At 63.3% G+C, this 22,262-nt stretch carries 23 protein-coding genes; 10 read left to right on the forward strand and 13 right to left on the reverse strand.

The window, feature by feature from the left end; all coding sequences use genetic code 11:
* Positions 1-95 precede the first annotated feature (95 nt).
* The 6 genes from pbpC (at position 96) to ACFOJ9_RS20685 (ending at position 7,202) form a co-directional block, all read left to right on the forward strand.
* Positions 96-2,186, forward strand: coding sequence for a penicillin-binding protein 1C (gene pbpC / locus ACFOJ9_RS20660; RefSeq protein ID WP_378980812.1), 2,091 nt, complete (start codon positions 96-98; stop codon positions 2,184-2,186).
* 287 nt (positions 2,187-2,473) lie between these two features.
* On the forward strand, positions 2,474-3,151 hold the full coding sequence (locus ACFOJ9_RS20665) for a M15 family metallopeptidase (protein WP_378980814.1): 678 nt from the start codon (positions 2,474-2,476) through the stop codon (positions 3,149-3,151).
* 221 nt (positions 3,152-3,372) lie between these two features.
* Complete coding sequence (locus ACFOJ9_RS20670; RefSeq protein WP_378980816.1) at positions 3,373-4,398, forward strand: sulfate ABC transporter substrate-binding protein; 1,026 nt, start codon at positions 3,373-3,375, stop codon at positions 4,396-4,398.
* A 21-nt stretch (positions 4,399-4,419) separates the two neighbouring features.
* Entirely contained in the window at positions 4,420-5,271 is an 852-nt protein-coding gene (gene cysT, locus ACFOJ9_RS20675; protein ID WP_378980818.1) for a sulfate ABC transporter permease subunit CysT, read from the forward strand.
* Positions 5,264-6,148: a sulfate ABC transporter permease subunit CysW gene (gene cysW, locus ACFOJ9_RS20680; protein WP_378980820.1), complete on the forward strand. Its 885-nt coding sequence runs from the start codon at positions 5,264-5,266 to the stop codon at positions 6,146-6,148. The genes cysT and cysW overlap by 8 nt, the downstream gene beginning before the upstream one ends.
* Positions 6,149-6,161: 13 nt before the next feature.
* Positions 6,162-7,202 (forward strand): sulfate/molybdate ABC transporter ATP-binding protein, encoded by a 1,041-nt coding sequence (locus tag ACFOJ9_RS20685; protein ID WP_378980822.1) that lies wholly within the window; start codon positions 6,162-6,164, stop codon positions 7,200-7,202.
* A gap of 15 nt (positions 7,203-7,217) precedes the next feature.
* Here the strand turns inward: ACFOJ9_RS20685 and ACFOJ9_RS20690 are convergent, their stop codons facing one another.
* The 4 genes from ACFOJ9_RS20690 to ACFOJ9_RS20705 all read right to left on the reverse strand — a co-directional run bounded on the left by ACFOJ9_RS20690 (position 7,218) and on the right by ACFOJ9_RS20705 (position 8,811).
* Complete coding sequence (locus ACFOJ9_RS20690) at positions 7,218-7,616, reverse strand: type II toxin-antitoxin system VapC family toxin (protein ID WP_378980824.1); 399 nt, start codon at positions 7,614-7,616, stop codon at positions 7,218-7,220.
* Entirely contained in the window at positions 7,617-7,889 is a 273-nt protein-coding gene (locus ACFOJ9_RS20695) for an antitoxin (RefSeq protein WP_378987911.1), read from the reverse strand.
* 155 nt (positions 7,890-8,044) lie between these two features.
* Positions 8,045-8,530, reverse strand: a complete 486-nt coding sequence (locus ACFOJ9_RS20700; protein ID WP_378987915.1) for a GNAT family N-acetyltransferase — start codon at positions 8,528-8,530, stop codon at positions 8,045-8,047.
* Positions 8,530-8,811: a type II toxin-antitoxin system TacA family antitoxin gene (locus tag ACFOJ9_RS20705; RefSeq protein ID WP_378980826.1), complete on the reverse strand. Its 282-nt coding sequence runs from the start codon at positions 8,809-8,811 to the stop codon at positions 8,530-8,532. The genes ACFOJ9_RS20700 and ACFOJ9_RS20705 overlap by 1 nt, the downstream gene beginning before the upstream one ends.
* 260 nt (positions 8,812-9,071) lie before the next feature.
* On the opposite strand from ACFOJ9_RS20705, the gene ACFOJ9_RS20710 reads away from it, so the two are divergent.
* The 3 genes from ACFOJ9_RS20710 (at position 9,072) to ACFOJ9_RS20720 (ending at position 12,006) form a co-directional block, all read left to right on the forward strand.
* Positions 9,072-10,058 (forward strand): sulfate ABC transporter substrate-binding protein, encoded by a 987-nt coding sequence (locus tag ACFOJ9_RS20710; RefSeq protein WP_378980828.1) that lies wholly within the window; start codon positions 9,072-9,074, stop codon positions 10,056-10,058.
* Between the two features lie 256 nt (positions 10,059-10,314).
* Positions 10,315-10,764 carry an RrF2 family transcriptional regulator gene (locus ACFOJ9_RS20715; RefSeq protein WP_013530871.1) on the forward strand — a complete coding sequence of 150 codons (450 nt, stop codon included), beginning with the start codon at positions 10,315-10,317 and terminating at the stop codon, positions 10,762-10,764.
* Between the two features lie 90 nt (positions 10,765-10,854).
* Positions 10,855-12,006 carry a hypothetical protein gene (locus tag ACFOJ9_RS20720; RefSeq protein WP_378980830.1) on the forward strand — a complete coding sequence of 384 codons (1,152 nt, stop codon included), beginning with the start codon at positions 10,855-10,857 and terminating at the stop codon, positions 12,004-12,006.
* On the opposite strand, the gene ACFOJ9_RS20725 is transcribed toward ACFOJ9_RS20720, so the two are convergent.
* From ACFOJ9_RS20725 to ACFOJ9_RS20755, 7 genes are all read right to left on the reverse strand, one after another.
* Positions 12,001-12,549 (reverse strand): gluconokinase, encoded by a 549-nt coding sequence (locus tag ACFOJ9_RS20725; protein WP_378980832.1) that lies wholly within the window; start codon positions 12,547-12,549, stop codon positions 12,001-12,003. The two genes, ACFOJ9_RS20720 and ACFOJ9_RS20725, sit on opposite strands and share 6 nt — an antisense overlap.
* 2 nt (positions 12,550-12,551) lie before the next feature.
* The gene (locus ACFOJ9_RS20730; RefSeq protein ID WP_378980834.1) at positions 12,552-13,538 is read right to left on the reverse strand and encodes an ABC transporter permease; all 987 of its coding nucleotides are present in this window, start codon (positions 13,536-13,538) and stop codon (positions 12,552-12,554) included.
* The gene (locus ACFOJ9_RS20735; protein WP_378980836.1) at positions 13,535-14,515 is read right to left on the reverse strand and encodes an ABC transporter permease; all 981 of its coding nucleotides are present in this window, start codon (positions 14,513-14,515) and stop codon (positions 13,535-13,537) included. Before ACFOJ9_RS20735 ends, ACFOJ9_RS20730 begins: the two co-directional genes overlap by 4 nt.
* Positions 14,512-16,059, reverse strand: a complete 1,548-nt coding sequence (locus ACFOJ9_RS20740; protein ID WP_378980838.1) for a sugar ABC transporter ATP-binding protein — start codon at positions 16,057-16,059, stop codon at positions 14,512-14,514. The genes ACFOJ9_RS20735 and ACFOJ9_RS20740 overlap by 4 nt, the downstream gene beginning before the upstream one ends.
* A gap of 78 nt (positions 16,060-16,137) precedes the next feature.
* Positions 16,138-17,262 (reverse strand): sugar ABC transporter substrate-binding protein, encoded by a 1,125-nt coding sequence (locus tag ACFOJ9_RS20745; RefSeq protein ID WP_378980840.1) that lies wholly within the window; start codon positions 17,260-17,262, stop codon positions 16,138-16,140.
* A 304-nt stretch (positions 17,263-17,566) separates the two neighbouring features.
* Positions 17,567-18,595 carry an HTH-type transcriptional regulator GntR gene (locus tag ACFOJ9_RS20750; RefSeq protein WP_378980842.1) on the reverse strand — a complete coding sequence of 343 codons (1,029 nt, stop codon included), beginning with the start codon at positions 18,593-18,595 and terminating at the stop codon, positions 17,567-17,569.
* A 157-nt stretch (positions 18,596-18,752) separates the two neighbouring features.
* On the reverse strand, positions 18,753-19,982 hold the full coding sequence (locus ACFOJ9_RS20755; protein ID WP_378980844.1) for an MFS transporter: 1,230 nt from the start codon (positions 19,980-19,982) through the stop codon (positions 18,753-18,755).
* Between the two features lie 178 nt (positions 19,983-20,160).
* Here ACFOJ9_RS20755 and ACFOJ9_RS20760 point away from each other — a divergent pair, with 178 nt between their 5' ends.
* Positions 20,161-20,448 carry a DUF3175 domain-containing protein gene (locus ACFOJ9_RS20760; protein WP_378980846.1) on the forward strand — a complete coding sequence of 96 codons (288 nt, stop codon included), beginning with the start codon at positions 20,161-20,163 and terminating at the stop codon, positions 20,446-20,448.
* Positions 20,449-20,451: 3 nt separating this feature from the next.
* On the opposite strand, the gene ACFOJ9_RS20765 is transcribed toward ACFOJ9_RS20760, so the two are convergent.
* Together ACFOJ9_RS20765 and ACFOJ9_RS20770 are read right to left on the reverse strand one after the other, a co-directional pair.
* Positions 20,452-21,228 (reverse strand): FadR/GntR family transcriptional regulator, encoded by a 777-nt coding sequence (locus tag ACFOJ9_RS20765; RefSeq protein WP_378980848.1) that lies wholly within the window; start codon positions 21,226-21,228, stop codon positions 20,452-20,454.
* Positions 21,229-21,336: 108 nt separating this feature from the next.
* Entirely contained in the window at positions 21,337-22,227 is an 891-nt protein-coding gene (locus tag ACFOJ9_RS20770; protein WP_378980850.1) for an NAD-dependent epimerase/dehydratase family protein, read from the reverse strand.
* Positions 22,228-22,262 lie beyond the last annotated feature (35 nt).

Raw genomic sequence — 22,262 nt, forward strand, 5'->3', positions numbered from 1 at the left:
CAACGCTGGAAATTGGCGAAAACCTCTGCGCAGGCCTATTTCTCCCCGTCTCTATACGGGGAGAAATGCCCGGCAGGGCAATGAGGGGCAGCGCCATGCTTTCAAGAAAACACCTTCGCCGCGCCGCCATTGCCGCAGCTTCCTGCACTGGCATTCTCGCCCTCTCCACCGCCACCCTCTGGCAACTCGACCGCGCCTTCCCGCCCCCGCTGCCGGCCGAACTCACGGTCTCCACCGAAGTGCAGGATCGTGATGGCCAGCTGTTGCGCGCCTTCGCCACGCCGGACGGCTACTGGCGGCTCGAAACCCGCCTCGACCAGGTCGACAAGCAATTCGTCGACATGCTGGTCGCCTATGAGGACAAGCGCTTCTGGGATCATGAGGGTGTCGACGTGCTGGCGCTGGCCCGTGCGGCCGGCCAGTTCGCCACCAGCGGCCACATCGTCTCCGGCGGCTCTACGCTGTCGATGCAGCTTGCCAGGCTGATCGAGCCGCGCGAAAGCCGCAGCCTCGGCTCCAAGGTCAAGCAGATGCTGCGCGCCATCCAGATCGAGCGGCGGCTGTCCAAGCGCGAGATCCTCGAACGCTATCTGACGCTGGCGCCCTATGGCGGCAATCTGGAAGGCGTGCGCGCCGCCTCGCTCGCCTATTTCGGCAAGGAGCCGAAGCGGCTTACCGTGTCCGAATCCGCGCTTCTCGTCGCTCTGCCGCAGCTGCCGGAAAAACGCCGGCCCGACCGCAATTTGAAGATCGCCCACGCCGCCCGCGACCGGGTGCTGGCCCGCATGGTCTCCTCCGGCCTGCTCGGCGAGCGCGAGGCCGCACGCGCCGCCCTCGACGATGTGTCGGGCCTGCGCCGCACGCTGCCGGCGCTCGCCGCGCACGCCGCCTATGCGATGCTGTCCAAGGCCGTTCCCGGCCAGCCCGTGCGACTGACGATCAGCAAGAGCGTCCAGGAAGGGCTGGAACAGGTGGCGAGGGACGCGGCCACCAAGCTTGGGCCTCGCCTGTCGGTCGCCATGGTGCTGGCCGACTCCCGCACCGGCGACATTCTCGGTGAAGTCGGCTCGGCCAATTTCTTCGACGCCAGCCGCTCCGGCTGGATCGACATGACCAGGATCGTCCGCTCGCCCGGCTCGACGCTCAAGCCGTTCATCTACGGTCTTGCCTTCGAACAGGGCCTGGTGGCGCAGGAGACGCTGATCGACGACAGCCCCATCGATTTCTCCGGCTACCGGCCGAAGAATTTCGACATGGGCTACCAGGGCGATGTCAGCATCCGGCAAGCGCTGCAACTGTCGCTCAACGTGCCGGCGATCCGCGTGCTCGACGCGGTCGGGCCAACGCGGCTGATGGCGCGCTTCCGCCGGGCAGGGGTAAACCCCATACTGCCGGTCAACGAGGCGCCGGGCCTGGCCATCGGCCTCGGCGGCGTCGGGGTGACGCTGCGCGACCTCGTCCAGCTCTACACAGGGCTCGCCAATGGCGGCAAGACGCACACGCTGCATGACGGCACCGAACCGGCCGACGCTGAGCGAACCACCGCCACCATCCTCGACAATCAGGCCAACTGGCAGGTCATCGACATACTGTCGGGCGTCAAGCCGCCCGAGGGGGCCTTGCAGCGCGGCATCGCTTACAAGACCGGCACCTCCTACGGATATCGCGACGCCTGGTCGGTCGGCTTGGACGGCCGCTATGTGCTGGGTGTATGGGTCGGCCGCCCCGACGCCGGCGCGGTGCCGGGCCTTTCCGGCTATGTCTCGGCCGCTCCCATCCTGTTCGAGGGTTTTGTCCGCTCGGGCCTGGCCACCGTCCCATTGCCGGGCAAGCCGCCCGGCGTGTTCAACCCCAGGCGCGAGGATCTGCCGGTGACCCTCGCCCGCTTCGGCGCCGGGTCGGACGGCCTGGTGCAGGCGACAGTGACCGAACCCGCACCGACCATCATCTTCCCGCCCGACGGCGCCCGCGTCGATCTCGGCACCAATTCCGTCGATGCCTCACCGCTGGTGCTGAAGCTGCAAGGCGGCCGTGCACCGTTCCGCTGGCTGGCCAACGGCAAGCCGCTGGTTGGCATCGACCGTCGCCGCACCGCGACCTGGCAACCAGACGGCGCCGGCTATTCGACGCTGACCGTCATCGACGCCGCGGGACGTGCGGCCAGCGTAAAAGTGTTCGTCGAATAGACGGCTGCAAGCGATTCGTGGAATTGGCTTTCCACAGGCTCAGCGGATAGCAGGATACTCACCCCATGCCTGTTCCTAGGCACCCCCCTCTGGCCTGCCGGCCATCTCCCCCGCAAGGAGGGAGATCGGATTTCCTTTCCGCTTTCGCCAATTGTCAAAGACAAGACGCAACGGCAAGGCTGCCAACCTCCCCCCTTGCGGGGGAGATGCCCGGCAGGGCAGAGGGGGGTGCCTCGCGCAATCTTGTATCGTCGGCTGCCTCAGCGCTGGCAGCAACGATTCTTGTCATGGCAATCACCCTCCCCGCTTTTGCCGACGCCCTGCCCGCCGGCTTTGTCCGGCTCGCCGATGTCGACCCTTCGATCCGCCCGGACATCCGCTACGCCGGATCGGACAATTTCCTGCACCGCAAGGTGAACGGCTATGACGCGCCGGCCTGCATCCTCACCGAGCAGGCGGCCCAGGCACTCGGCCGTGTGCAGAAGGCGATCGTCGCCAAAAGCCTGACGCTGGTCGTGTTCGATTGCTATCGCCCTGCCCTCGCCATCGCCGATATGGCTGAATGGACGAAACAGGGCGGGCCGCCCGATCCGCAATGGTATCCCCGGGTCAAGCGTGGCGATCTGATCGCCAAGGGCTATGTCGGAGAACTATCGACCCATTCACGTGGCTCGACCGTCGACGTCGCCATCGCCCGAACGGACAGTAGGTCCAGCCCAAACCCAGCCTGCGGCGCCGTTGATGCCAACACGCTCGATTTCGGGACCGGTTTCGACTGCTTTGATCCGATGAGCGAAACCGCGCACCGCGGCCTCGCCAGTGAAGCGGCCGCAAACCGCAAGATGCTTGTCGATGCCATGCGCGCCGGCGGCTTCAAGAATTATGCACGCGAATGGTGGCACTTCACGCTGGCAAACGAACCGTTCGCCAAGCAGCGTTTCGACTTTCCCATCACCGCCGATTGAGGCGCCGGACTAAATTCTACACGGCCTTGCCTCAGCACCGCTCATTTCTAGATAGGCTGGGTGGCAGGCATGGATTCTTCCCGGAGACGTAAGAGGAAAATATTTCTCCATACACCGAAAGATCGTCGAATATTTTCTCAAGAGAGGCAAAAAAAACAACATTAAATGCATCTAATTTCTATCAATTCGGTAGATTTGGCGTGGGTTCAACGGAGGCAGAAATGACCAAACCTCATTTCAGGAAACTGCTCGGCGCACTGGTCGCCACATCTGTCCAGTTCGGCACGCTCGGTTTCGCGTTTGCCGACACCACCATTCTCAACGTGTCCTACGATCCGACACGCGAGCTCTACAAGGCCTATGACGAAGCTTTCGTCGCGCATTGGAAGGCCGAGACCGGCGAGACGGTCACCGTCCAGCAGTCGCATGGTGGATCGGGCGCCCAAGCCCGCGCCGTGATCGACGGCCTGGACGCCGATGTGGTGACGCTGGCGCTTGAAGGCGACATCAACGCCATCGTCTCGAAGTCGAAGAAGATCAACCCCGATTGGCGCACCAAATTCGAAAACAATTCAGCGCCTTACACCTCGACCATCATCTTCCTTGTCCGCAAGGGCAATCCGAAGGGCATCCGCGACTGGAACGACCTCGTCAAGGACGGCGTCCAGGTGATCACGCCCAATCCCAAGACCTCCGGCGGTGCGCGCTGGAACTATCTCGCCGCCTGGGCCTACGCCAACGCCAATGATGGCGGCGACGAGGCCAAGACCAAGGAGTTCGTCGGCAAGCTATACGCCAATGCCCCGGTGCTCGACACCGGCGCCCGCGGCTCGACCGTGACCTTCGCGCAAAAGGGTCTCGGCGATGTGCTGATCGCCTGGGAAAACGAGGCCTATCTGGCGCTTGACGAGTTCAGTGCCGACAGTTTCGACATCGTCTACCCGCCGACCTCGATCCTGGCCGAGCCGCCGGTGGCGGTGGTCGACGCCAATGTCGACGCCAAAGGCACCCGCAAGGTCGCCGAAGCCTATCTGAGCTGGCTCTATTCCAAGGAAGCGCAGACGATCATCGCCAAGAACCATTATCGCCCGGCCAAGCCCGATCTGGTGCCGGCCGAAGACCTCGCCAAGTTGCCGCCGATCAAGCTTGTCACCATCGACGATCCACAGTTCGGTGGCTGGAAAAAAGCACAGCCTTATCATTTCGGCGATGGTGGTATATTCGACCAGATCTACAAGCCTCAATAAGCAGTCGATATTCAGGACGATATGACCACAGCACCCGCGCAGGCGGGGTGGCGATTCAGGCAGCCGAGTGTCATTCCGGGTTTCGGATTGACGCTCGGCTTCTCGCTTGCCTACCTCACCCTCATCATTCTCATCCCGCTGTCCGGGCTGCTCTGGCGCTCGGCCGCCCTCGGCTGGCCTGAATTCTGGGCAATCGCCACCGATCGCCGCACCATCAACGCGCTGAAAATCAGCTTCGGCACCGCCTTCGTCGCGGCTGCCGTCAATGTCGTCTTCGGCACGCTGGTCGCCTGGGTTCTGGTGCGCTACCGCTTTCCCGGCCGCCGCATCGTCGATGCCATGGTCGATCTGCCCTTCGCCTTGCCCACGGCTGTCGCCGGCATCGCGCTGACCACGCTCTATGCGCCTAACGGCTGGATCGGCAAATTGCTGATGCCGCTCGGCATCAAGGTCGCCTATACGCCGCTCGGCATCGTCATCGCGCTGATCTTCATCGGCCTGCCCTTCGTCGTGCGCACCGTGCAGCCGATCATGGAGGAGATCGACAAGGAAGTGGAGGAAGCCGCCGCCACGCTTGGCGCCAATCGCTTCCAGATCATCACCCGCATCCTGTTTCCGGGCCTGGCACCGGCCATCGTCACCGGCTTTGCGCTCGCCTTCGCGCGCGGCGTCGGCGAATACGGCTCGGTCATCTTCATCGCCGGCAACCTGCCCTACAAATCCGAGATCGCGCCGCTTTTGATCGTCATCCGCCTCGAAGAATACAATTACCCCGCGGCGACCGCGATTGCGGCGATCATGCTCGCTTTGTCGTTCATCATGCTTTTGGTCGTCAATCTCGTGCAGACATGGAGCCGCAAGCGCTATGGCTGATCCCGAGATCAAATCCTACGAAACGCACCATGAAAGCCAGTCGGCGGCGGTCACGGAAAGCCGCCCGGCGCGTGTGGCGCTGATGGCCGTCGCCTTCGCCTTCCTCGGCATTTTCCTGGTCTTGCCACTGATCATCGTCTTTAACGAAGCCTTCTCCAAGGGCATCGGTGCCTACACCGAAGCACTCGGCAATCCGGACACACGCTCGGCGATCCGGCTGACCTTGCTTGTCGCGGCAATCTCGGTGCCTCTCAACATCGTCTTCGGCATCTCCGCCGCCTGGGCGATCGCCAAATTCGAGTTCAAGGGCAAGGCCTTCCTGACCACGCTGATAGATTTGCCCTTCTCGGTCTCGCCGGTCATATCGGGCCTCGTCTATGTGCTTCTGTTTGGCGCCCAGGGGCTGCTCGGCGGCTGGCTGAAAGCGCATGGGATCGTCATCCTGTTTGCCGTGCCGGGCATCGTGCTGGCCACTGTCTTCGTCACCTTCCCCTTCGTCGCCCGCGAGTTGATCCCGCTGATGCAGGAACAGGGCAATGGCGACGAGGAGGCGGCACTCTCGCTCGGCGCCAATGGCTGGCAGACCTTCTGGTACGTGACCTTGCCCAACGTCAAATGGGGGCTGCTCTACGGCGTGCTTCTGTGCAATGCGCGTGCCATGGGCGAGTTCGGCGCGGTCTCGGTGGTGTCGGGCCACATACGCGGCTTGACCAACACCATGCCGCTGCATGTCGAAATCCTCTATAACGAGTACAATGCCGTCGGCGCTTTTGCCGTGGCTTCATTGCTTGCGGGCCTGGCGCTCGTCACGCTGATCTTGAAAACACTTCTCGAGATGCGCTACGGCGCCGAGATCGCCGCGACGCGCGGGCACTGACAGAGGGATTTGCATGGAAGTTCGCGTTGCCAACGTGCGCAAAGAGTTTGACCAGTTTCCGGCGCTTCATGACGTGTCGCTCGACATCAAGTCGGGCGAACTGATCGCTTTGCTGGGTCCGTCCGGGTCCGGCAAGACGACGCTGCTCAGGCTGATCGCCGGGCTGGAGCGGCCGACGCGGGGAAATATCTTCTTCGGCGACGAGGACGCCTCGCACAAGTCGATCCAGGAGCGCAATGTCGGCTTCGTCTTCCAGCACTATGCGCTGTTCCGGCACATGACTGTGGCCAACAATATCGGCTTCGGCCTGAAGGTCCGGCACGGGTCGTCGCGTCCGCCGGCGCAGGAGATCCGCCGCCGCGCCTCCGAGCTTCTCGACCTTGTCCAGTTGTCAGGGCTCGAAAAGCGCTATCCGGCGCAGCTCTCCGGCGGCCAGCGCCAGCGCGTGGCGCTGGCGCGCGCCATGGCGATCGAACCCAAGGTGCTGCTGCTCGACGAGCCCTTCGGCGCGCTTGACGCGCAGGTGCGTCGGGAATTGCGCCGCTGGCTGCGCGAAATCCACGACGCCACCGGCCACACCACCGTCTTCGTCACCCACGACCAGGAAGAGGCGCTAGAGCTTGCCGACCGCGTCGTGGTGATGAGCCAGGGCCGTATCGAGCAGGTCGGCACCGCCGACGACATCTACGACACGCCGAACTCGCCCTTCGTATACGGCTTCATTGGTGAATCGAGCACGCTTCCGGTCAAGGTCGAGAATGGCGAGATCTGGCTCGCCGACCGGCCGATCGGGCTTGCCGCGCCCAACGAGCCCTCGGGCGATGCTATGCTCTACTTCCGCCCGCACGATGTCGAATTGCTGGATGGCTGCAGCGGCTGCATCGCCGGCACGGTCGCCGCCAGCCGCCGCGTCGCCGGCACGCGCCGGGTCGAGCTTGAGATCGGTGGTGAGCGCCAGCGGGTCGAAATCGAACTGCCGGTCGACCACCCGGCGGCCCAGAAAAGCCGGGTGGCGTTCCGCCCCGGACGCTGGAAGCTTTTCCCGGCTGCTTGATCCGAGATCGGGACGCTACTCCAGCCAGTTCTCGACCTTCAAGCCTCTGATCCGGTTGAACTCTCCCACGTTGGCGGTCACCAGCGTAGCCCTCATGGCATAGGCATGCGCGGCAATAAAAAGATCGTTGTGGCCAATGGTCTGGCCCGCGGCTTCAAGCTCGGCGCGAAGAGCGCCGTACTCGACATCCACCGGTATATCGAGCGGCAGGATAGGAATCTCGGCCAGCAGTTCCTCGACTTTCTTCAGCAGTTTGGCCGATCCCTTCCTAGCGCAGCCATATCGCAATTCCGAGGCGACCACGATGCTGGTGCACACGGCGGCGTCTCCCTCGCGCATCATTGCACTCGCGGCTTTGCCAGCCGGGTTTCGGATCATGTCGCTGATAATGTTCGTATCCAGCATGAACCGCATTTAGAAAATTTCCTCGGACTTGACCGGCATATCGTCAATCTCGGGGAAGTCGTCTTCGGGACCGAGCGGCTGATCTTTCGCCCATTGGGCGAGCAGCGCGGTGAGGCCAGGTTTGCGGACTGGCTCGATGACCAGGCGGTCGCCTTCACGGCTGATCAAGACCCTTTCGCCGGGAAGCTCGAACTCGACAGGAATGCGCACCGCCTGGCTGCGGTTGTTGCGGAACAGCTTCGCCTCCTTGGCCGGCGTTGTTGAACGACGATTCTGGGCCATGGTCGCGGCTCCTTGTATATGCCATTTGTATATGCCAAACGACGCCACGATGCAAGGTCCGGGAAAACTCGGCACAGGTGACATCGCCCGCCATCGTACCAAGCAACGTTTCGGTCTGATGGCGGTCAGCTCTATTCATGCTTCGAGCGACACGGCTATCCTTTCGTCACGCCTTTCAACGACAGCACCAAGGTCATCGGGTTTTTCGGGGAAGCCGCAAAACCATAGTGTTCGTAGAAGGCTTTCGCCTCATGCGATATGGCATGAACAAAAATGCCACGAATGCCTAGGATCGTCGCGGCGTGACCTGCCCGTAAAACGGCGTCTTGCAGCAGCGCGGCACCCAACCCCTTTCCTTGCCAGCCCGCATCGACGGCAAGACGCCCGAGCACGACCATCGGAATGGGATCAGGCATGTTGCGGCGAATGGCGCCAGGCGCCGCCGCCAGATCAAGTCCGCCCGAAGAGAGACAGTAGTAGGCGACAACGCGCGCGTCTTCCGCCACCACATAGGTACGGGACGCGCCGCTGACCTGGTTGGCTCGCGCCCTCAGGCGAAGCCATTGGTCGAGGCTTTCCGAGCCACTTTGGAAAAGGTCGAGATCGTGGTTTTCGGCGAGAGGCGTGGGCGCCGACAGCACTAGCCCTGCCATGGCTTGGGCACGTTCATAAGGCGTGCAAAACCTTCACCGTTCGGCGGTTCATCGAGGATGTCGAGATAGTGCCGGTAGCTCTCGGCATCCACCTTGATCAGTGCCTGGTCGAGCAGCGTGTCCTCTGCCGCACGGTAGGCGGCATCGATCATAAAGTCGGAGCGCGTTTTCCCGCGTATTTTCGCAGCGCGGTCAATCAGCATGCGCATGTCCTCGCGGATGCGCAGATTGACGGGTTTGGCGTGTGTCTCGGGTGTGGTCTTTGTCATGAAGGACTCCTTGCCTCTACCGTAGCATTCCGCATACACAATGTGTATCTTTTTTATCGCGTGGCCTGTGAGGTAGCAGGAAGGAAACGGCTGTCGAAGACACTCAAAGGGACCCAACTTGAAAGAAAATCCTACAAGTTGTCTATTTCAGCGACGGTTTTTCCAGAAAAGGGCGTCAGGCCCTGAACCTATACCTCGTCGCACACCATGCCCCGCAGTTATGGTCCGACCATAAACGCATTGCATCGGAGCCTGTTTTCATGAAGCGATTTTTCCTCGGGCTTGCCACCGTCGCCGGCCTGTTCCTCGCATCCTCCCAGGCCTGGCCGGCCGACAAACTGCTCAATGCGTCCTATGACGTCGGCCGCGAACTGTTCGTGCAGGTCAACAAGGCCTTCATCGCGCAGCATCCGGGCGTCACCGTCGACCAGTCGCACGCCGGCACTTCGGCGCAGGCGCGCGCCATCGCCGAGGGCCTTGGCGCCGATGTCGTCACTTTCAACCAGGTCATCGACATCGACTTCCTGGTCAAGAAGGACCTCGTCTCGGCCGACTGGCAGAAGGATTTTCCCGACAACGCCTCGCCCTTCTACTCGCTGCCGTCCTTCCTGGTGCGCGCCGGCAACCCCAAGCACATCAAGGACTGGAACGATCTCGTGCGCGACGACGTGCAGGTGATCTTCCCCAACCCGAAAACCTCGGGCAATGCGCGCTACACCTATCTGGCGGCCACCGCCTACGCCAAGGAAGCCTTCAAGGGCGACGACGCCAAGGTGAAGGAGTTCATCACCAAGCTGTTCAACAACGTGCCGATCTTCGACACCGGCGGCCGCGCCGCGACCACCACCTTCGTGCAGCGCGAGATCGGTGACGTGCTGATCACCTTCGAGTCGGAGACGCGCGGCATCCGCAAGGAGTATGGCGACGACAAGTTCGAGCAGGTCACGCCGTCGGTCAGCCTGCTGGCCGAATTTCCGGTCGCGATCGTCGACAAGGTCGCCGACGAGCATGGCACCCGCGACCTCGCCAAGACCTATCTCGACTTCCTCTACACGCCGGAGGGCCAGGATATCGCCGCCAGCAACGGCCTGCGGGCTCGCGACACCACTGTGGCGGCGAAATACAAGGCCGACTTCCCCGATATCCGCCTGCTGACGGTGGAAGACGTCTTTGGCGGCTGGGACAAGGTGCAGAAGGAGCATTTCGCCGCCGGCGGCCTGCTCGACCAGACCTATGGCAGCCGCTGACGGCAGCGACATCCCAAGGCGAACGAGAAAGCCGGCGCTTGCCGGCTTTTTTCGTTTTGTGCGCCGGCAACCCGGTTTTCCGCAGAATATCGGCGTCATCCGCGCAAAGCGTTACAAAGAATCAACGCGTTTGTGCCTAACGTGCAATCCGGCGGCTTGTTTTCGCGAAACATCATCGCGCGGCGAAAACGTCATTATTTGCACACAAACAGTCGCCAGATGCGAGTGGTTGGGGCTTCAATGGGTTGATCTGGGCATGCTGACAAAAAAAGGCAAATACGGCCTCAAGGCCCTTGTGCATCTGTCCGGCCTGCCGGCCGGCCAATTGGCTTTCGTCAACGATATCGCGGTGGCCAACAACATCCCGAAGAAATTCCTCGATGCCATCCTGGGCGAGTTGCGCAATGCCGGCTTCGTCCAGAGCCGCAAGGGCAAGGAAGGCGGCTATCGCCTCGCCCGGCCGGCCTCCGAAATCAAGATCGGCCATGTCGTGCGCGTGCTTGACGGGCCGCTGGCACCGATCCCCTGCGCCAGCCGCACGCAGTATCAACGCTGCGAGGATTGCGACGAGGCGACTTGCCAGGTCCGCCACATGATGCTGGAGGTGCGGCAGGCGATCGCCGAAGTGCTGGACAATCGCAGCCTCGCCGCCATGCGCGATGCCGACAATGATGATTTTCCGGTCGAGCTGACGTCGCAGATCTAGACCACGATTGCTGCGCCGCGTTTCGCCATCGCAACCTTGCGCGGTCCATGCCGACGCAGTAAAGCGGGGTTCGAGGAACGGGCTGGACCGATGAGGCTGTGGTGGTTCGCAAAATCCCGCAAGGCCGCCCGCAAGCTGCCATCGGCAGCCAGTTTCCGCACTGAAATCATCGCCGACGTCTTTGTCCCCGAACGGACCGAGAATGTGCGCTTCTTCAGCCGCAAGCAGGTTCACCCCGGCAGGTTTCGCCGTTTTTCCAACGGGGATCTCCGCGAAACCCTGCTGTGCGTCTTCTATCTCATGGTGGCAGCGGCGCTGCCGGTGCGCTGGTGGGCGCCAATCTGTCGCCGCATGTCCAGGTTTCGCCTGAAGCGCCATCTTCGCAAGGAATTCCCCGCTTACGCCGCCGCCACGCGCGCAGTGCTTGGCGAAGGCATCGATGCGCGCAAGCTGTTCGAGGGATTACTGACGGCGCGCCATCGCCGCCGCCTGCAACTGGCCGCGCATCTGGTGGCTGGCCGCTGGTCGCCGACGATCCGGCTCGAGGGGCTGGACGGGCTACAGTCGGCCTTGCAGCGCGGCCACGGCGCCATCCTCTGGTGCGATCAGTTCACCGCCCAGACCATCATCGGCAAGCGCGCGCTATACGAGGCCGGCATCGAGGCGCATCAGGTGAGCGTCAACACCCACGGTATTTCCGAAAGCGCGTTCGGCCTGCGTTTCCTCAACCCGCCGCTGGTCAATGTCGAGAACCGGTTCCTGAAAAGCCGGGTCGCCTTTGATCGCGACGATGCCTACCAGGTCACCATCCGCATCCAGAAAATCCTGAAGCAGAATGGCGTGGTGACGATGACCAACACCGTCCATGCCGGTTCCACCTTCACGGAGGCCGCCATGGGCGAAAGCGGCTGGACGCACCTCGCCTCGGCGCCGGCGAATTTCGCCGCCAGGGGAAGGACTGCCCTGTTCGCCATGTCGACCTTCGAAGTGGTTCCCTTCATCGAATACCGTGCCGTGCTCAGCCCCGCGCTGACGCCGGCCGTATCGGCCGCGCCGGCAACGGACACCGCCAAGGATGGAACCAAGAACATGGCCGTGCAGGCGCACTACATCCTGCTCAAGCGTGACCGCCTGCTGGAGGCGCTGAAGCTCTACCCCGAGCAGATGCTGACGTGGTCCCGCCGGCAGCGGCTGACCGAGGCTCAGGACAGCACCGGCATCGGCACTGATGAAGGCTCATGACCGGCGCATCTGGCGGACCGCGGTAGCGACAACCTCACCGACCGGGCGTGTCGCATCGAGCGTCAATGCCCGCTCATCCGCCGCCGGCAGCTCGAGGATGGCGAACTGGCTGTCGACCAGGCTCGCCGGCATGAAGTGGCCCTTGCGGTTGCCGACGCGCCGCCTGGCCGTGGCAGGGTCGATCTCCAGGTAGAGGAAGACGATCTGCGGGCAGAAGCCGCTCAGCCGGGCGCGGTAGCTGCGCTTCAGTGCCGAGCAGGCGGCAACCACGCCTTCGCCCTGCCCCACCGGGGCCGCGATGCGCTCGCCGATCGCGTCAAGCCAGCCTTCACGCAGTTGATCGGTGAGCGGCTCGCCGCTTGCCATGCGTGCGACGTTTTCCGGCGGGTGCAGCCTGTCGCCCTCGATGAAGGTAACGCCCAGAGCGGCGGCCAGTGCAATACCGACGGCCGACTTGCCGCAGCCGGCGACGCCCATCACCACGATGGCCGGAGGCACCGAGCCGGGAGCGCCCGCTGGCGCCTGAGCTGCCTTTTCGTCCACTGTCAGCGACTTGCCGGCGCGCGGCCGTAGAGCAACAGCATGGCGACGATGACGGCGCCATAGATGATCTGCCGTCCGGCCTCCGGCATCTGCATGACCGACAGGATGGATTGCAGCAGCGTGATCAGGATGACACCGGCAACGGTGCCGAGATACGAGCCGCGCCCGCCCAGGATCGAGGTGCCGCCAAGCACGACGGCGGCGATCGATGGCAGCAGATAGGCATCACCCATCGACTGCGCCGCCTTGGAGGCATAGCCGGCGAGCAGCACCCCGCCGAATGCGGAAAGGCCTCCCGACACGGCGAAGGCGATCATCACCACGCGCCGTGTGTCGATGCCGGAGAGATAGGCGGCGCGCTCGCGGTTGCCGATGCCGTAAACGGTGCGGCCGAAGCTGGTGCGGGTCAGCACGAACACCATCGCGGCACCAATCAGCGCCCAGATGATGACCGCGTTGGGCACGCCCGGAATGGTGAAGCCGGTCGCCAGGTAGCGCATCGCGCCCGTCGCCGAATCCTGTGGCGAGAAGCCGCCAGTGTAGACGACCATCAGCCCTTGCGCGACGGCGTTGGTGGCAAGCGTGATGATCATCGACGGAATTCTGAGATAGGCGACACCGATACCGTTGACGATACCGATCAGCACCCCGCAGAAAATGCCGAACGGAATGGCCAACGCCACGCCGAGCGGACCATAGGCGGCCGCCGCGCAGGCCATCATGGCGCCTACCGCCACCGACCACGGCACCGACAGGTCGATCTGGCCTAGCAGGATGACCAGCATCATGCCTGTGGCGATGACGCCGAGGAACGAGGCCACCTTGAGCTGCTGCAGAAGATATTCAGGCGACAGGAAGCTTCTGGAATAGAGGCTGCCCAGGAACAGCAAAAGCACGATGCAGGCAAAGGCCGTCAGCACCGCCGGATCGGCGCGGCGGATGAATCTGGGCATGCGGCCGGCAATGCCGCCAAGCGTCGTTTCGCTCACAGGAACCACTCCAGCCGGTTGCGGACCCGAAACAGGGCGAAAGCGCCGAGGCTGACGGCGACCAGCAGGATAACGCCCTGGAACAGCGGCTGCCAGAGCGGATCGAAATCGAAGACGAAGAGCAGGTCGCCGATGGTGCGGAAAGCCAGCGCGCCGAAGATCGCGCCGATGGCGCTGCCCTTGCCGCCGAACAGCGAAACGCCGCCGAGCACCACGGCGGCGATCGAGAACAGCGTGTAGGCGTTGCCGCTAGCATAGGCCGCGTCACCTGTATAGGTGAAGAATGTCAGGAACAGCCCGCCGATCGCGGCGAGCAGCCCGGCAAGCGCGTAGGCGGCGAACTTGCCACGCCGGATCGGCACGCCGGACATGTAGGCCGCCATCTCCGAGGAACCGGCCGCGTAAGCCGCGCGGCCGAGCACCGAGCGGCTGAACGGCACCCAGACGACGAGCACCACGGCCAGCAGCACCACCAGGCTCGCCGGCACCACGCCGAACAGCCGCCCGGTCAGCGCGTCTGCAAGGTCCTCGTTGACCGAACCGCCTGGAAAGGGCCGCAGCAGCAGGGCGATGCCGAAATAGACGGCACCCGTGGCGATGGTGGCGACAATCGGCTGCAGGCGTCCATAGATGACGATGGCACCGTTGATCGCCCCGCACAGCAGTCCAGTGCCAAGCACCGCAATGACCCCGAACGCGGTTTCGATGCCGGTACCGATGACCAGCCACGAAGCCAGGCAATTGGTCAGCGTGAAGATCATGCCGATGGAGAGGTCGATGCCGGCGGTGACCACCACCAGCGTCTGGGCCATCGCCACAAAGGCGAGCAGCACGCCTTTATTCGAGGCTGTCTGCACGACGTTGGCGGTGAATCCGGCCGGATGGTTCGAGGTGTAGATGACGAACATGACGATGAAAATGCCGAACGCCAGCAGCGTTCCCCGCTGTTCGGCCAGCCAGTAGCGCCAATCTTTCATGCGTCCGCTCCCAGGCCCACCGGGCTATCCTCGCCATGAATGTTGAGCGCACTTGATATGAGCGCCCGCTCGGTGATCTCCGCGCCGACCAGCTCGCGCTTGACCGCCCCGTCATAGAGCACAAGCACCCGGTCGCAGCAGCCGATCAGTTCGTCATAGTCGGTCGAATAAAACAGGATCGCCGCACCCGCATCGGCGAGCTTGCGCATCAGCTGGTAGAGCTCCTGCTTGGTGCCGACATCGATGCCGCGCGTCGGATCGTTGAGCAGGATGATGCGCGGCTGACGCATCAGCCATTTGGCGATGACCACCTTCTGCTGGTTGCCGCCGGACAGCGCGCCGACCGGAATGTCGAGGCCTGCCGTCTTGATCGCCAGCAGACCGACCATGTCGTCGATCAGCCGCTGCTCGGCGGCGCGGTCGATGATACCGGCTTTTGCCAACCGGTCGAGGGCGGCGAAGGAAAGGTTTTCGCGCACCGTCATCGGCAGCATCAGGCCTTCGGTCTTGCGGTCCTCCGGTATCAGAGCCATGCCGATGCGGTCATGGCGCGCGGCGGACGGACTGGCGATCGCCGCCGGCTTGCCGTCGATCAATATCTGGCCGGACAGGCCGCGCAGTACACCGAAGAAGGCGAGCAGCAATTCGCGCTGGCCCTGGCCGTCGAGGCCACCGAGGCCGACGACCTCGCCTGCCCCGACCGTCAGCGAGACATTGTCCAGCCGGTCGGTCCAGGACAGCTTGCGTGCCTCCAGCACGGGAACGGCGGCAACTGCATTGCGCGCGGGTTTCGGCGGGAAAATATGGCTGTATTCGCGCCCGATCATCAGTTCGACGACTTCGTTGTCGCTCTTTGTGCCTGCCTTGTAGCTGGCGACATTGCGGCCGTTGCGAAACACCGTGCAGTGGTCGGCAAGCTCGGCGATCTCGTTCATGCGGTGCGAGATGTAAAGCAGCGCCAACCCTTCCGAGCGCAATCGCTTGAGCACGCTGAATATCTTGGCGACGTCGGTCGCGGTCAGTGCCGAGGTCGCCTCGTCGAGGATCAGGATGCGCGGCTTCCTGGCCAGCGCCTTGGCGATCTCGACCATTTGGCGGCGCGACAGCGGCAGGTCCTTGACCAGCGCCAGCGGGTGGATGTCGGCGGCGCCCGCGCGTGCCAGCGCCTCCTCAGCGATGCGGCGCTGCGCCTTGCGGTCGATCATGCCAAAACGCTTCGGCGGATCGGAAATGACAATGTTGTCGGCAACGCTGAGTTCGGGAACCAGCGACAGTTCCTGGAAGATGCAGACGATACCGGCTTTGTTCGCCGCGCCTGGCGAGGCGAACGTCACCTCGCGTCCATCCAGCGTCATGCGGCCTTCGTCGGGCGCGACGACGCCCGCCATGACCTTGATCAGCGTCGATTTGCCGGCGCCATTTTCGCCGAGAATAGCGTGAATGCTGCCGGATGAGACCGAAAGCTCGGCCTTTTCCAACGCCCGCACACCACCATAGCGCTTGGATATGTCTTCCATCCGGAAGAGCGGAACCGTACCGTCCATCGGCCCTCCCGAGGCACTTTGACGACCAGGGATATCGAGTGGCCGGCGCCGCGGGAGGTCCCGCGGCGCCTTGTATGCCTATTGGTCCGCCTTGGTCTGGCCCATGATTTCCTGCGCCGTGAAATTGATGCCGCAGGTCGGGAAGGAATTGCCGACAAAGAAATTGTCGGACTGGTCGGGGAAGAAATCCTGACCGGCCTTGAAGTTCGGATCCTCGACAATCGCCAGCGGCAGTTTGACCGCTTGCGGAACGACATTGCCTTCGAGTGCGGCAATCGCCGTCTTGATGGCAACCGCCACCTGGGCCGGACCGGTGCCGGCCGATGAGCATTTCAGCCCGTCCGCAGCATGAGCGGCGCAGAACTTGCGGAAGCCATTCTCGGTCTCGCCGCCGAACGGCACGAATGGATGCTTGGCATCGATCATCGCCTGCACGATGCCGGTGTCGCCGCCCTGCCCGGTGACGCCGTCGAAGGGACCGTTGGTGGCGATGGCATCGGCTGAAGCCTTTTGCGCCACGCCGTCATCCCATTTGCCGACCACTTCGGTGACCTCCCACTTCTTCCCGGAAGCGTCGAGAACCTCATGGATGCCGTTGTGGCGGTCGGTATCGACCGAGGTGCCGGCAACGCCACGCACTTCGAGCACCTTGCCGCCATTCGGCACATGGCTGACCAGCCATTTGCCCCACAGCTCGCCAAGACCCTTCTGGTCGACGTTGACGTTGATGGCGTCCTTGGTGTCGAGAATGTTGTCGAAGGCAACCAGAATGACACCGGCTTCCTTGGCGCGCTTGATAACCGGCCCGAAAGCGGTCGGGTTCTGGGCGTTGACGACGATCGCGTCATAGCCGGAATCGATGAAGTTGTTGATCGCCGAAATCTGTGCCGGCACGTCTTCGCCGGTCGAGACGACCTTGAATTCCTTCAGTTTCGCGGCGACCTCCGGCTGTGCCGCATAGGCTTTCGCCGTCTGCACCATCTGGATGCGCCAGGTGTTGGCGATGTAGCCATTGGCGAGCGCGATCCGATAGGGACCGTCTTTCTTGGGGAATTTGAAGAACTGTGTGTCAGCTGCCCATGGCGCGAAGCAGTCCGGCTCGGCGGACGGTCCCTTGACGATTTCGGGGTCGGCGATCGCCGATGAGCTCAACATGACAAATGCAGTGGCGGCAACGATGCCACCAACGAGTGACTTAATCATCGATATTCCTCCCAGTTGCAGTTCTGATTTTTGTTGGCTGCTGTGACGTCTCGCGCGTCAGATCTGGCACCTCCCGCCTGGCTTTGCCGCGCCTTTCGGTGGCTGAATGCCGCCCCGATCCCCTCCCCTTGCTCCCCGGTCAATGCCGGAAAAAACTATCATATTATCCATAATAAACAAGTACGAGTTGTCGCTTATATATATTAAACAGGTTTTGCTGTTTATTATAAGCACCTTCCCGATGAAATGGTAGCGCTACCATTACGCAGTGTAAAGCGTCATTCGCACAGTGGCGAATGCGTGTTCAACGGTCGGTGCTCTCGCGGCGCTTGAGCTCGAACCCGAGATCGACGATCCGTTGCTCCGGCCTGTTGCCGGCGATCGCCGCCAGCGCCATGGCGACCGCACGTCGGCCGATCTCATAGCGATGGGTGCGGATGCTGGTGATCGATGGAAACGCCACCTGCATCATGTCGAGATCATTGAAGCCGACGATGCCGATCGTCTTCGGCACCGCGATCGAAGCGCGATGACACTCGAACAACACGCCGAGCGCGATATCGTCATTGTTGCAGAAGACACCGTCGAGCGTCGGCACCTTGGCCAGCGCGTCGCGGAGCATTTCACGGCCGAGCGACACGCTGGACAGCACCGGCGTGGTGGTGACAAGGCGCGGGTCGAACAGGCCGGCGGCCTCCATCGCCGCCCGATAGCCGGCAAGGCGCCGCTGCGAGCGTGGATCCATGCGCGCGCCGATGAAGCCGATGCGGCGGTAGCCCGCCTCGATCAGATGTTCGGTGGCCGTCCTGCCGCCGTCGAGATGCGAGAAGCCGACCATCATGTCGACCGGATCGGGCCCGGTCTCCATGACCTGCACCACCGGGCAGCCGGCGCTCTCCAGTAGTTTTCTCGAGGTCGGTGTCTGGTCGATGCCGGCGACGATCAGTGCGGCCGGACGCTGCGAGCCGAACAGCTGCAGCAGCCGCTCTTCCTCAAGGCCGGAATAATGGGTGTTGCCGAGCTGGATACGGAACGGGCTGGCCGACAGGCTGTCATAGATGCCGCGCACCACCTCGGCAAAGACGTTGTTGGTAAGCGACGGCACCAAGACGCCGAACACCTCGGCGCGCGCCGAGGCCAGCGCCCGCGCATTCGGGTCCGGCACGTAACCGAGTTCGTCGACGGCGGCCTGGATCTGGCGGCGCAGCTCTTCGGAGACACGCTCCGGCTCGCGCAAGGCGCGCGACACGGTGATGGCGCCGACACCGGCCTTGCGTGCGACATCTGATATCGTCGGGCGGCCGCCGCCCCGGCGTGAGCGCGGCTTGATCAACGACGCGCTCGCTCGGGAATGCACCCGGTAGAACGCGGTCTCGGTACGATCATCCGTGCTGTCGCCATCTCACCGGCCCGCTTGCCACATCCACTCGCCATCTGGCGTCGCGCAGCCTGTCGTCCTTGTCAAGCAATGCAAAACAATCCTGCCCCTTTCAAGCCATCACGGCGGCGCTGCGCCGTGCCTTCCAGACCAACAGCCCGATCGCCAGCAGATTGAGCAAATTCCAGGCAATGCCGTTGAGGAACGCAGCCGCATACGAGCCGGTCAGGTCATAGATCCAGCCCGACATCCAGCCGCCGATCGCCATGCCGAAGATGGTCGCCATCATGACGATGCCGATACGCTGGCCAGCCTCTTTGGCCGGCATGTAGTCGCGCACGATGATCGCATAGCAAGGCACGATGCCGCCCTGCGACAGGCCGAACACCAGCGACACCACATAGAGCGAGGCAAGCCCATCGAACGGGATATAGAACAGCAGTGAGAGGCACTGCAGCACCGAGCCGATCATCAGTGTCCACACAGCGCCGATATGGTCGGCGAGAAAGCCGGACGCCAGCCGGCTGACGACGCCGCCTGCCATCATGATCGACAGCATGTCGGCGCCATGCGCCACGCCGTAGCCGAGGTCCATGCAATAGGCGACGATATGCACCTGCGGCATCGACATCGCCACGCAGCAGCCGAGCCCGGCGACGACCAGCAGCACCTGCAACGCCGCCGGCGACAGCGAGATCGGCTGCACCGTCCGGCTTCCGGGCGAACCCGCGGCCGCCGCCTCCGGAGCACCGCGCCGCAGCATCAGCACCAGCGGCACCATGGTAACCAGGCAGAAGATGCCGATTGCCGCATAGGTGAAGCGCCAGCCTTCCGCCTTCATCAGCGTCGGCATGATGGTCGGCCAGATCGCTCCGGCAAGGTAATTGCCAGCGGCCGCCGCCGTCACGGCGACGCCGCGCCGGCGGTTGAACCAGTGCGAGATATCGGCGATCAGCGGTCCGAAGATCACCGACGTGCCGACGCCGATCAGCAACCCTTGAGCAAGGGTGAATTGCAAGATCGAGGTCGACAGTGCCGCGAGCAGAAGGCCGGCGGAGAGCGCGATCGAGGAGAGCAGCGCCGGGATCCAGTAACCCATCCGGTCGATGGCGCGGCCGACCAGCACGTTGCCTGCGGCAAAGCCGACCATGGTCGCGGTGTAGGGCATGGACGCCGCGGCGCGGTCGACGCCGAACTCGGCCTGCACGGCGGGCAGCACCACGACAACAGCCCACATGCCGACGGCGCCGATCGTCGCCAGCAGCATCGAAATGGCGAGCCGCATCCAGGCGTAGCTGCTGTCGATGCCGGGGCTCGGCCGGCTCAAGTCGGTTCGGGTCAAGGCGCTTCCTGTCGGCGGTCTCGAAAATCGGCTGCCGTTTGCGCCACTATCGGCGCATTCTCAGGCCGCAGCAGCGCCACAGCGGGCAAATCCGTGGCTCCAGACCCAAGGGGCGGATGTAGGAACCGATGCCGATGTGCGGAGTTTCCCGGCAACCCACCCTGCAAAGGAGTCTGCCATGATCGCGAAGAAAAAATGGTCGGCCGAGGTGACCGAGCACAGCGACGCGATGGATCTCGAGGACCACGTCTTCGAATCCGACGACGCCAGGAAGATCGCCACCTCGCTCAAGCGATCCGCCGAACACAGCCACCGGCGCAAGGCCGAGCCGTTTCAATCCGCCATGTCGATGCTGAATTTTTACATCAACCGCGCCGGCAAGAATCTGCCCGCGGCGCGCAGACAAGTGCTCGAGAACGCCAAGGACGAACTGCGCACCGCCTTCGGGCGCGAGAAAGACGATTAGCCCCTACCGGGCGCGGATGACGCCGTCGGTGTTGGCGAGCAGTTTGCGCACCGCGTTGCGCGCCGCGTCCGGGCGCTGCAGCCGGATGTTCTTCTCGATCGCCTCGTGCAGCTTCTGAGCGTGGTTGAGATCGTCGATCTCCCGCGTCGTATAGGCAAAGAGATGATCGAAGGCGGATTCGATCAGCACGCCGAGCGGCACCAGCAGGTCGTTGCCCGAGGCGCGCAGAATGGCGAGGTGAAAGCGCGTGTCGGCGCGGGTGCGCTCCTGCAGGCTGGTCGCTGCGCCCATCTCCCGGCAGGCCTGGCTGATCTCGGCCATCTGCTCGTCGCTGCGCCGCATGGCGGCAAACGCGGTCGCTTCCGGCTCGATGATGTGGCGGAATTCCTGCACGGTCTTCAGGAATACTTCGCGATCCGGCGATGTCGCGTACCAGGCCAGCACGTCGCGATCGAGCAGGTTCCAGCGCTCCTTCGGCTCGACCCAGCTGCCGATCTTGGGGCGCGATGCCAAAAGGCTCTTGGCCATCAGCATCTTGATCGCTTCGCGCACCGCCGAGCGGCTGACGCTGAAGGTCTCCGACCATTTCGCTTCATTGGGCAGGATGGTGCCGGGCGGATAGTCGCCGCGCACGATCCGCAGACCAATCTCGCTGGCCAGCGAAGCATGGACGCTTGAGCCTGGAATGCGCGCCGCGTCGGGTCGGCGAACGCCAGCCGGGCGCTCGGCGGAGGCCGCTTTCCCCAGCGATTTTTCCTTGTTCGGCTTCGCGTCCCGCATAGGCTCCAGAAAGTCTGGTTTCAGCAAGCTGTCAAGCGCGGCAAGCGGCTTGGGCCGCAAAGCCGGCCGCTGTGCACAGATCAGCCCCTGTTGCTCCTGCGGTTAGACCTACTTGACGTATTTGCGCCAGCTATGCTCCGGGCGGAAACCCAACACGTCGCGCGCCTTGCGGTTGGAGAGCAGCGTCTCGTATTCGCCGAGTTCGGCCTTGACCGGTACGTCCGGATAGAACCGCTTCAAGAGTTCGGCCGTCGGCAGGTCGGATGAGGTGTCGTCATTGGCGGCATTGAACACCTGATAGCCGAGGCCGTCCTTCTCGATGGCGCGCAACGTGATCTGGCCGAGGTCGCGCGCGTCGACATAGCTCCAGGCAATGCGCTTGCGGAAACCCGGATCGGCGAACCATTTCGGAAACAGCGAATATTCGTGTGGCTCGATGACGTTGCCGATGCGCAGGGCGTAGATGTCGGTGCCATTGCGCTGCGCAAAGGCGCGAGCCGTCTTCTCATTGACGACCTTGGACAGCGCATAGCTGTCCATTGGATCGACATCGTACTCCTCGTCGAGCGGGAAATATTGGGGATCACGCGGCTCGTTGGCGAACACCAGCCCGTAAGTCGTCTCGCTGGAGGCGATGATAACCTTGCGGATGCCGAGCTTCACCGCCGCCTCGATGACATTGTAGGTGCCGAGCGCGTTGATGCGGAACACCTCATTGTCGGTGGTGATCATGATGCGCGGGATGGCGGCAAAGTGGACCACAGCATCGACAGGCTGGGGACGCAGCGACGGGTCGAATTCATGCAATCCCATATAGCTCGACAGCGCGTTGAACACCTGCCCGCTGTCGGTGATGTCGGTGATCAGCGTGCGGACCTTGGGATTGTCGAGCGGCTTGGTGTCGATGTTGAGCACCTGACAGCCTTGCTCGACCAGATACTGTACGACATGGCGTCCGGCCTTGCCGCTGCCGCCGGTGAACATGATCCGCTTCGTCATTTTGCTCTCCACATCCTCTGGGATTTATGTGTATT

Source organism: Mesorhizobium cantuariense, assembly GCF_042647205.1.
In the GTDB taxonomy this organism is placed as follows: Bacteria; Pseudomonadota; Alphaproteobacteria; order Rhizobiales; family Rhizobiaceae; genus Mesorhizobium; species Mesorhizobium cantuariense.

Coding starts and splice junctions, on each gene's coding strand:
- ACFOJ9_RS20670 (WP_378980816.1), top strand. CDS start 3,373: ATGACCAAACCTCATTTCAGGAAACTGCTCGGCGCACTGGTCGCCACA.
- ACFOJ9_RS20695 (WP_378987911.1), bottom strand. CDS start 7,889: ATGGCCCAGAATCGTCGTTCAACAACGCCGGCCAAGGAGGCGAAGCTG.
- ACFOJ9_RS20665 (WP_378980814.1), top strand. CDS start 2,474: ATGGCAATCACCCTCCCCGCTTTTGCCGACGCCCTGCCCGCCGGCTTT.
- ACFOJ9_RS20770 (WP_378980850.1), bottom strand. CDS start 22,227: ATGACGAAGCGGATCATGTTCACCGGCGGCAGCGGCAAGGCCGGACGC.
- ACFOJ9_RS20685 (WP_378980822.1), top strand. CDS start 6,162: ATGGAAGTTCGCGTTGCCAACGTGCGCAAAGAGTTTGACCAGTTTCCG.
- ACFOJ9_RS20745 (WP_378980840.1), bottom strand. CDS start 17,262: ATGATTAAGTCACTCGTTGGTGGCATCGTTGCCGCCACTGCATTTGTC.
- ACFOJ9_RS20720 (WP_378980830.1), top strand. CDS start 10,855: ATGAGGCTGTGGTGGTTCGCAAAATCCCGCAAGGCCGCCCGCAAGCTG.
- pbpC (WP_378980812.1), top strand. CDS start 96: ATGCTTTCAAGAAAACACCTTCGCCGCGCCGCCATTGCCGCAGCTTCC.
- ACFOJ9_RS20715 (WP_013530871.1), top strand. CDS start 10,315: ATGCTGACAAAAAAAGGCAAATACGGCCTCAAGGCCCTTGTGCATCTG.
- ACFOJ9_RS20765 (WP_378980848.1), bottom strand. CDS start 21,228: ATGCGGGACGCGAAGCCGAACAAGGAAAAATCGCTGGGGAAAGCGGCC.
- ACFOJ9_RS20735 (WP_378980836.1), bottom strand. CDS start 14,515: ATGAAAGATTGGCGCTACTGGCTGGCCGAACAGCGGGGAACGCTGCTG.
- ACFOJ9_RS20760 (WP_378980846.1), top strand. CDS start 20,161: ATGATCGCGAAGAAAAAATGGTCGGCCGAGGTGACCGAGCACAGCGAC.
- ACFOJ9_RS20705 (WP_378980826.1), bottom strand. CDS start 8,811: ATGACAAAGACCACACCCGAGACACACGCCAAACCCGTCAATCTGCGC.
- ACFOJ9_RS20690 (WP_378980824.1), bottom strand. CDS start 7,616: ATGCGGTTCATGCTGGATACGAACATTATCAGCGACATGATCCGAAAC.
- ACFOJ9_RS20740 (WP_378980838.1), bottom strand. CDS start 16,059: ATGGACGGTACGGTTCCGCTCTTCCGGATGGAAGACATATCCAAGCGC.
- cysT (WP_378980818.1), top strand. CDS start 4,420: ATGACCACAGCACCCGCGCAGGCGGGGTGGCGATTCAGGCAGCCGAGT.
- cysW (WP_378980820.1), top strand. CDS start 5,264: ATGGCTGATCCCGAGATCAAATCCTACGAAACGCACCATGAAAGCCAG.
- ACFOJ9_RS20710 (WP_378980828.1), top strand. CDS start 9,072: ATGAAGCGATTTTTCCTCGGGCTTGCCACCGTCGCCGGCCTGTTCCTC.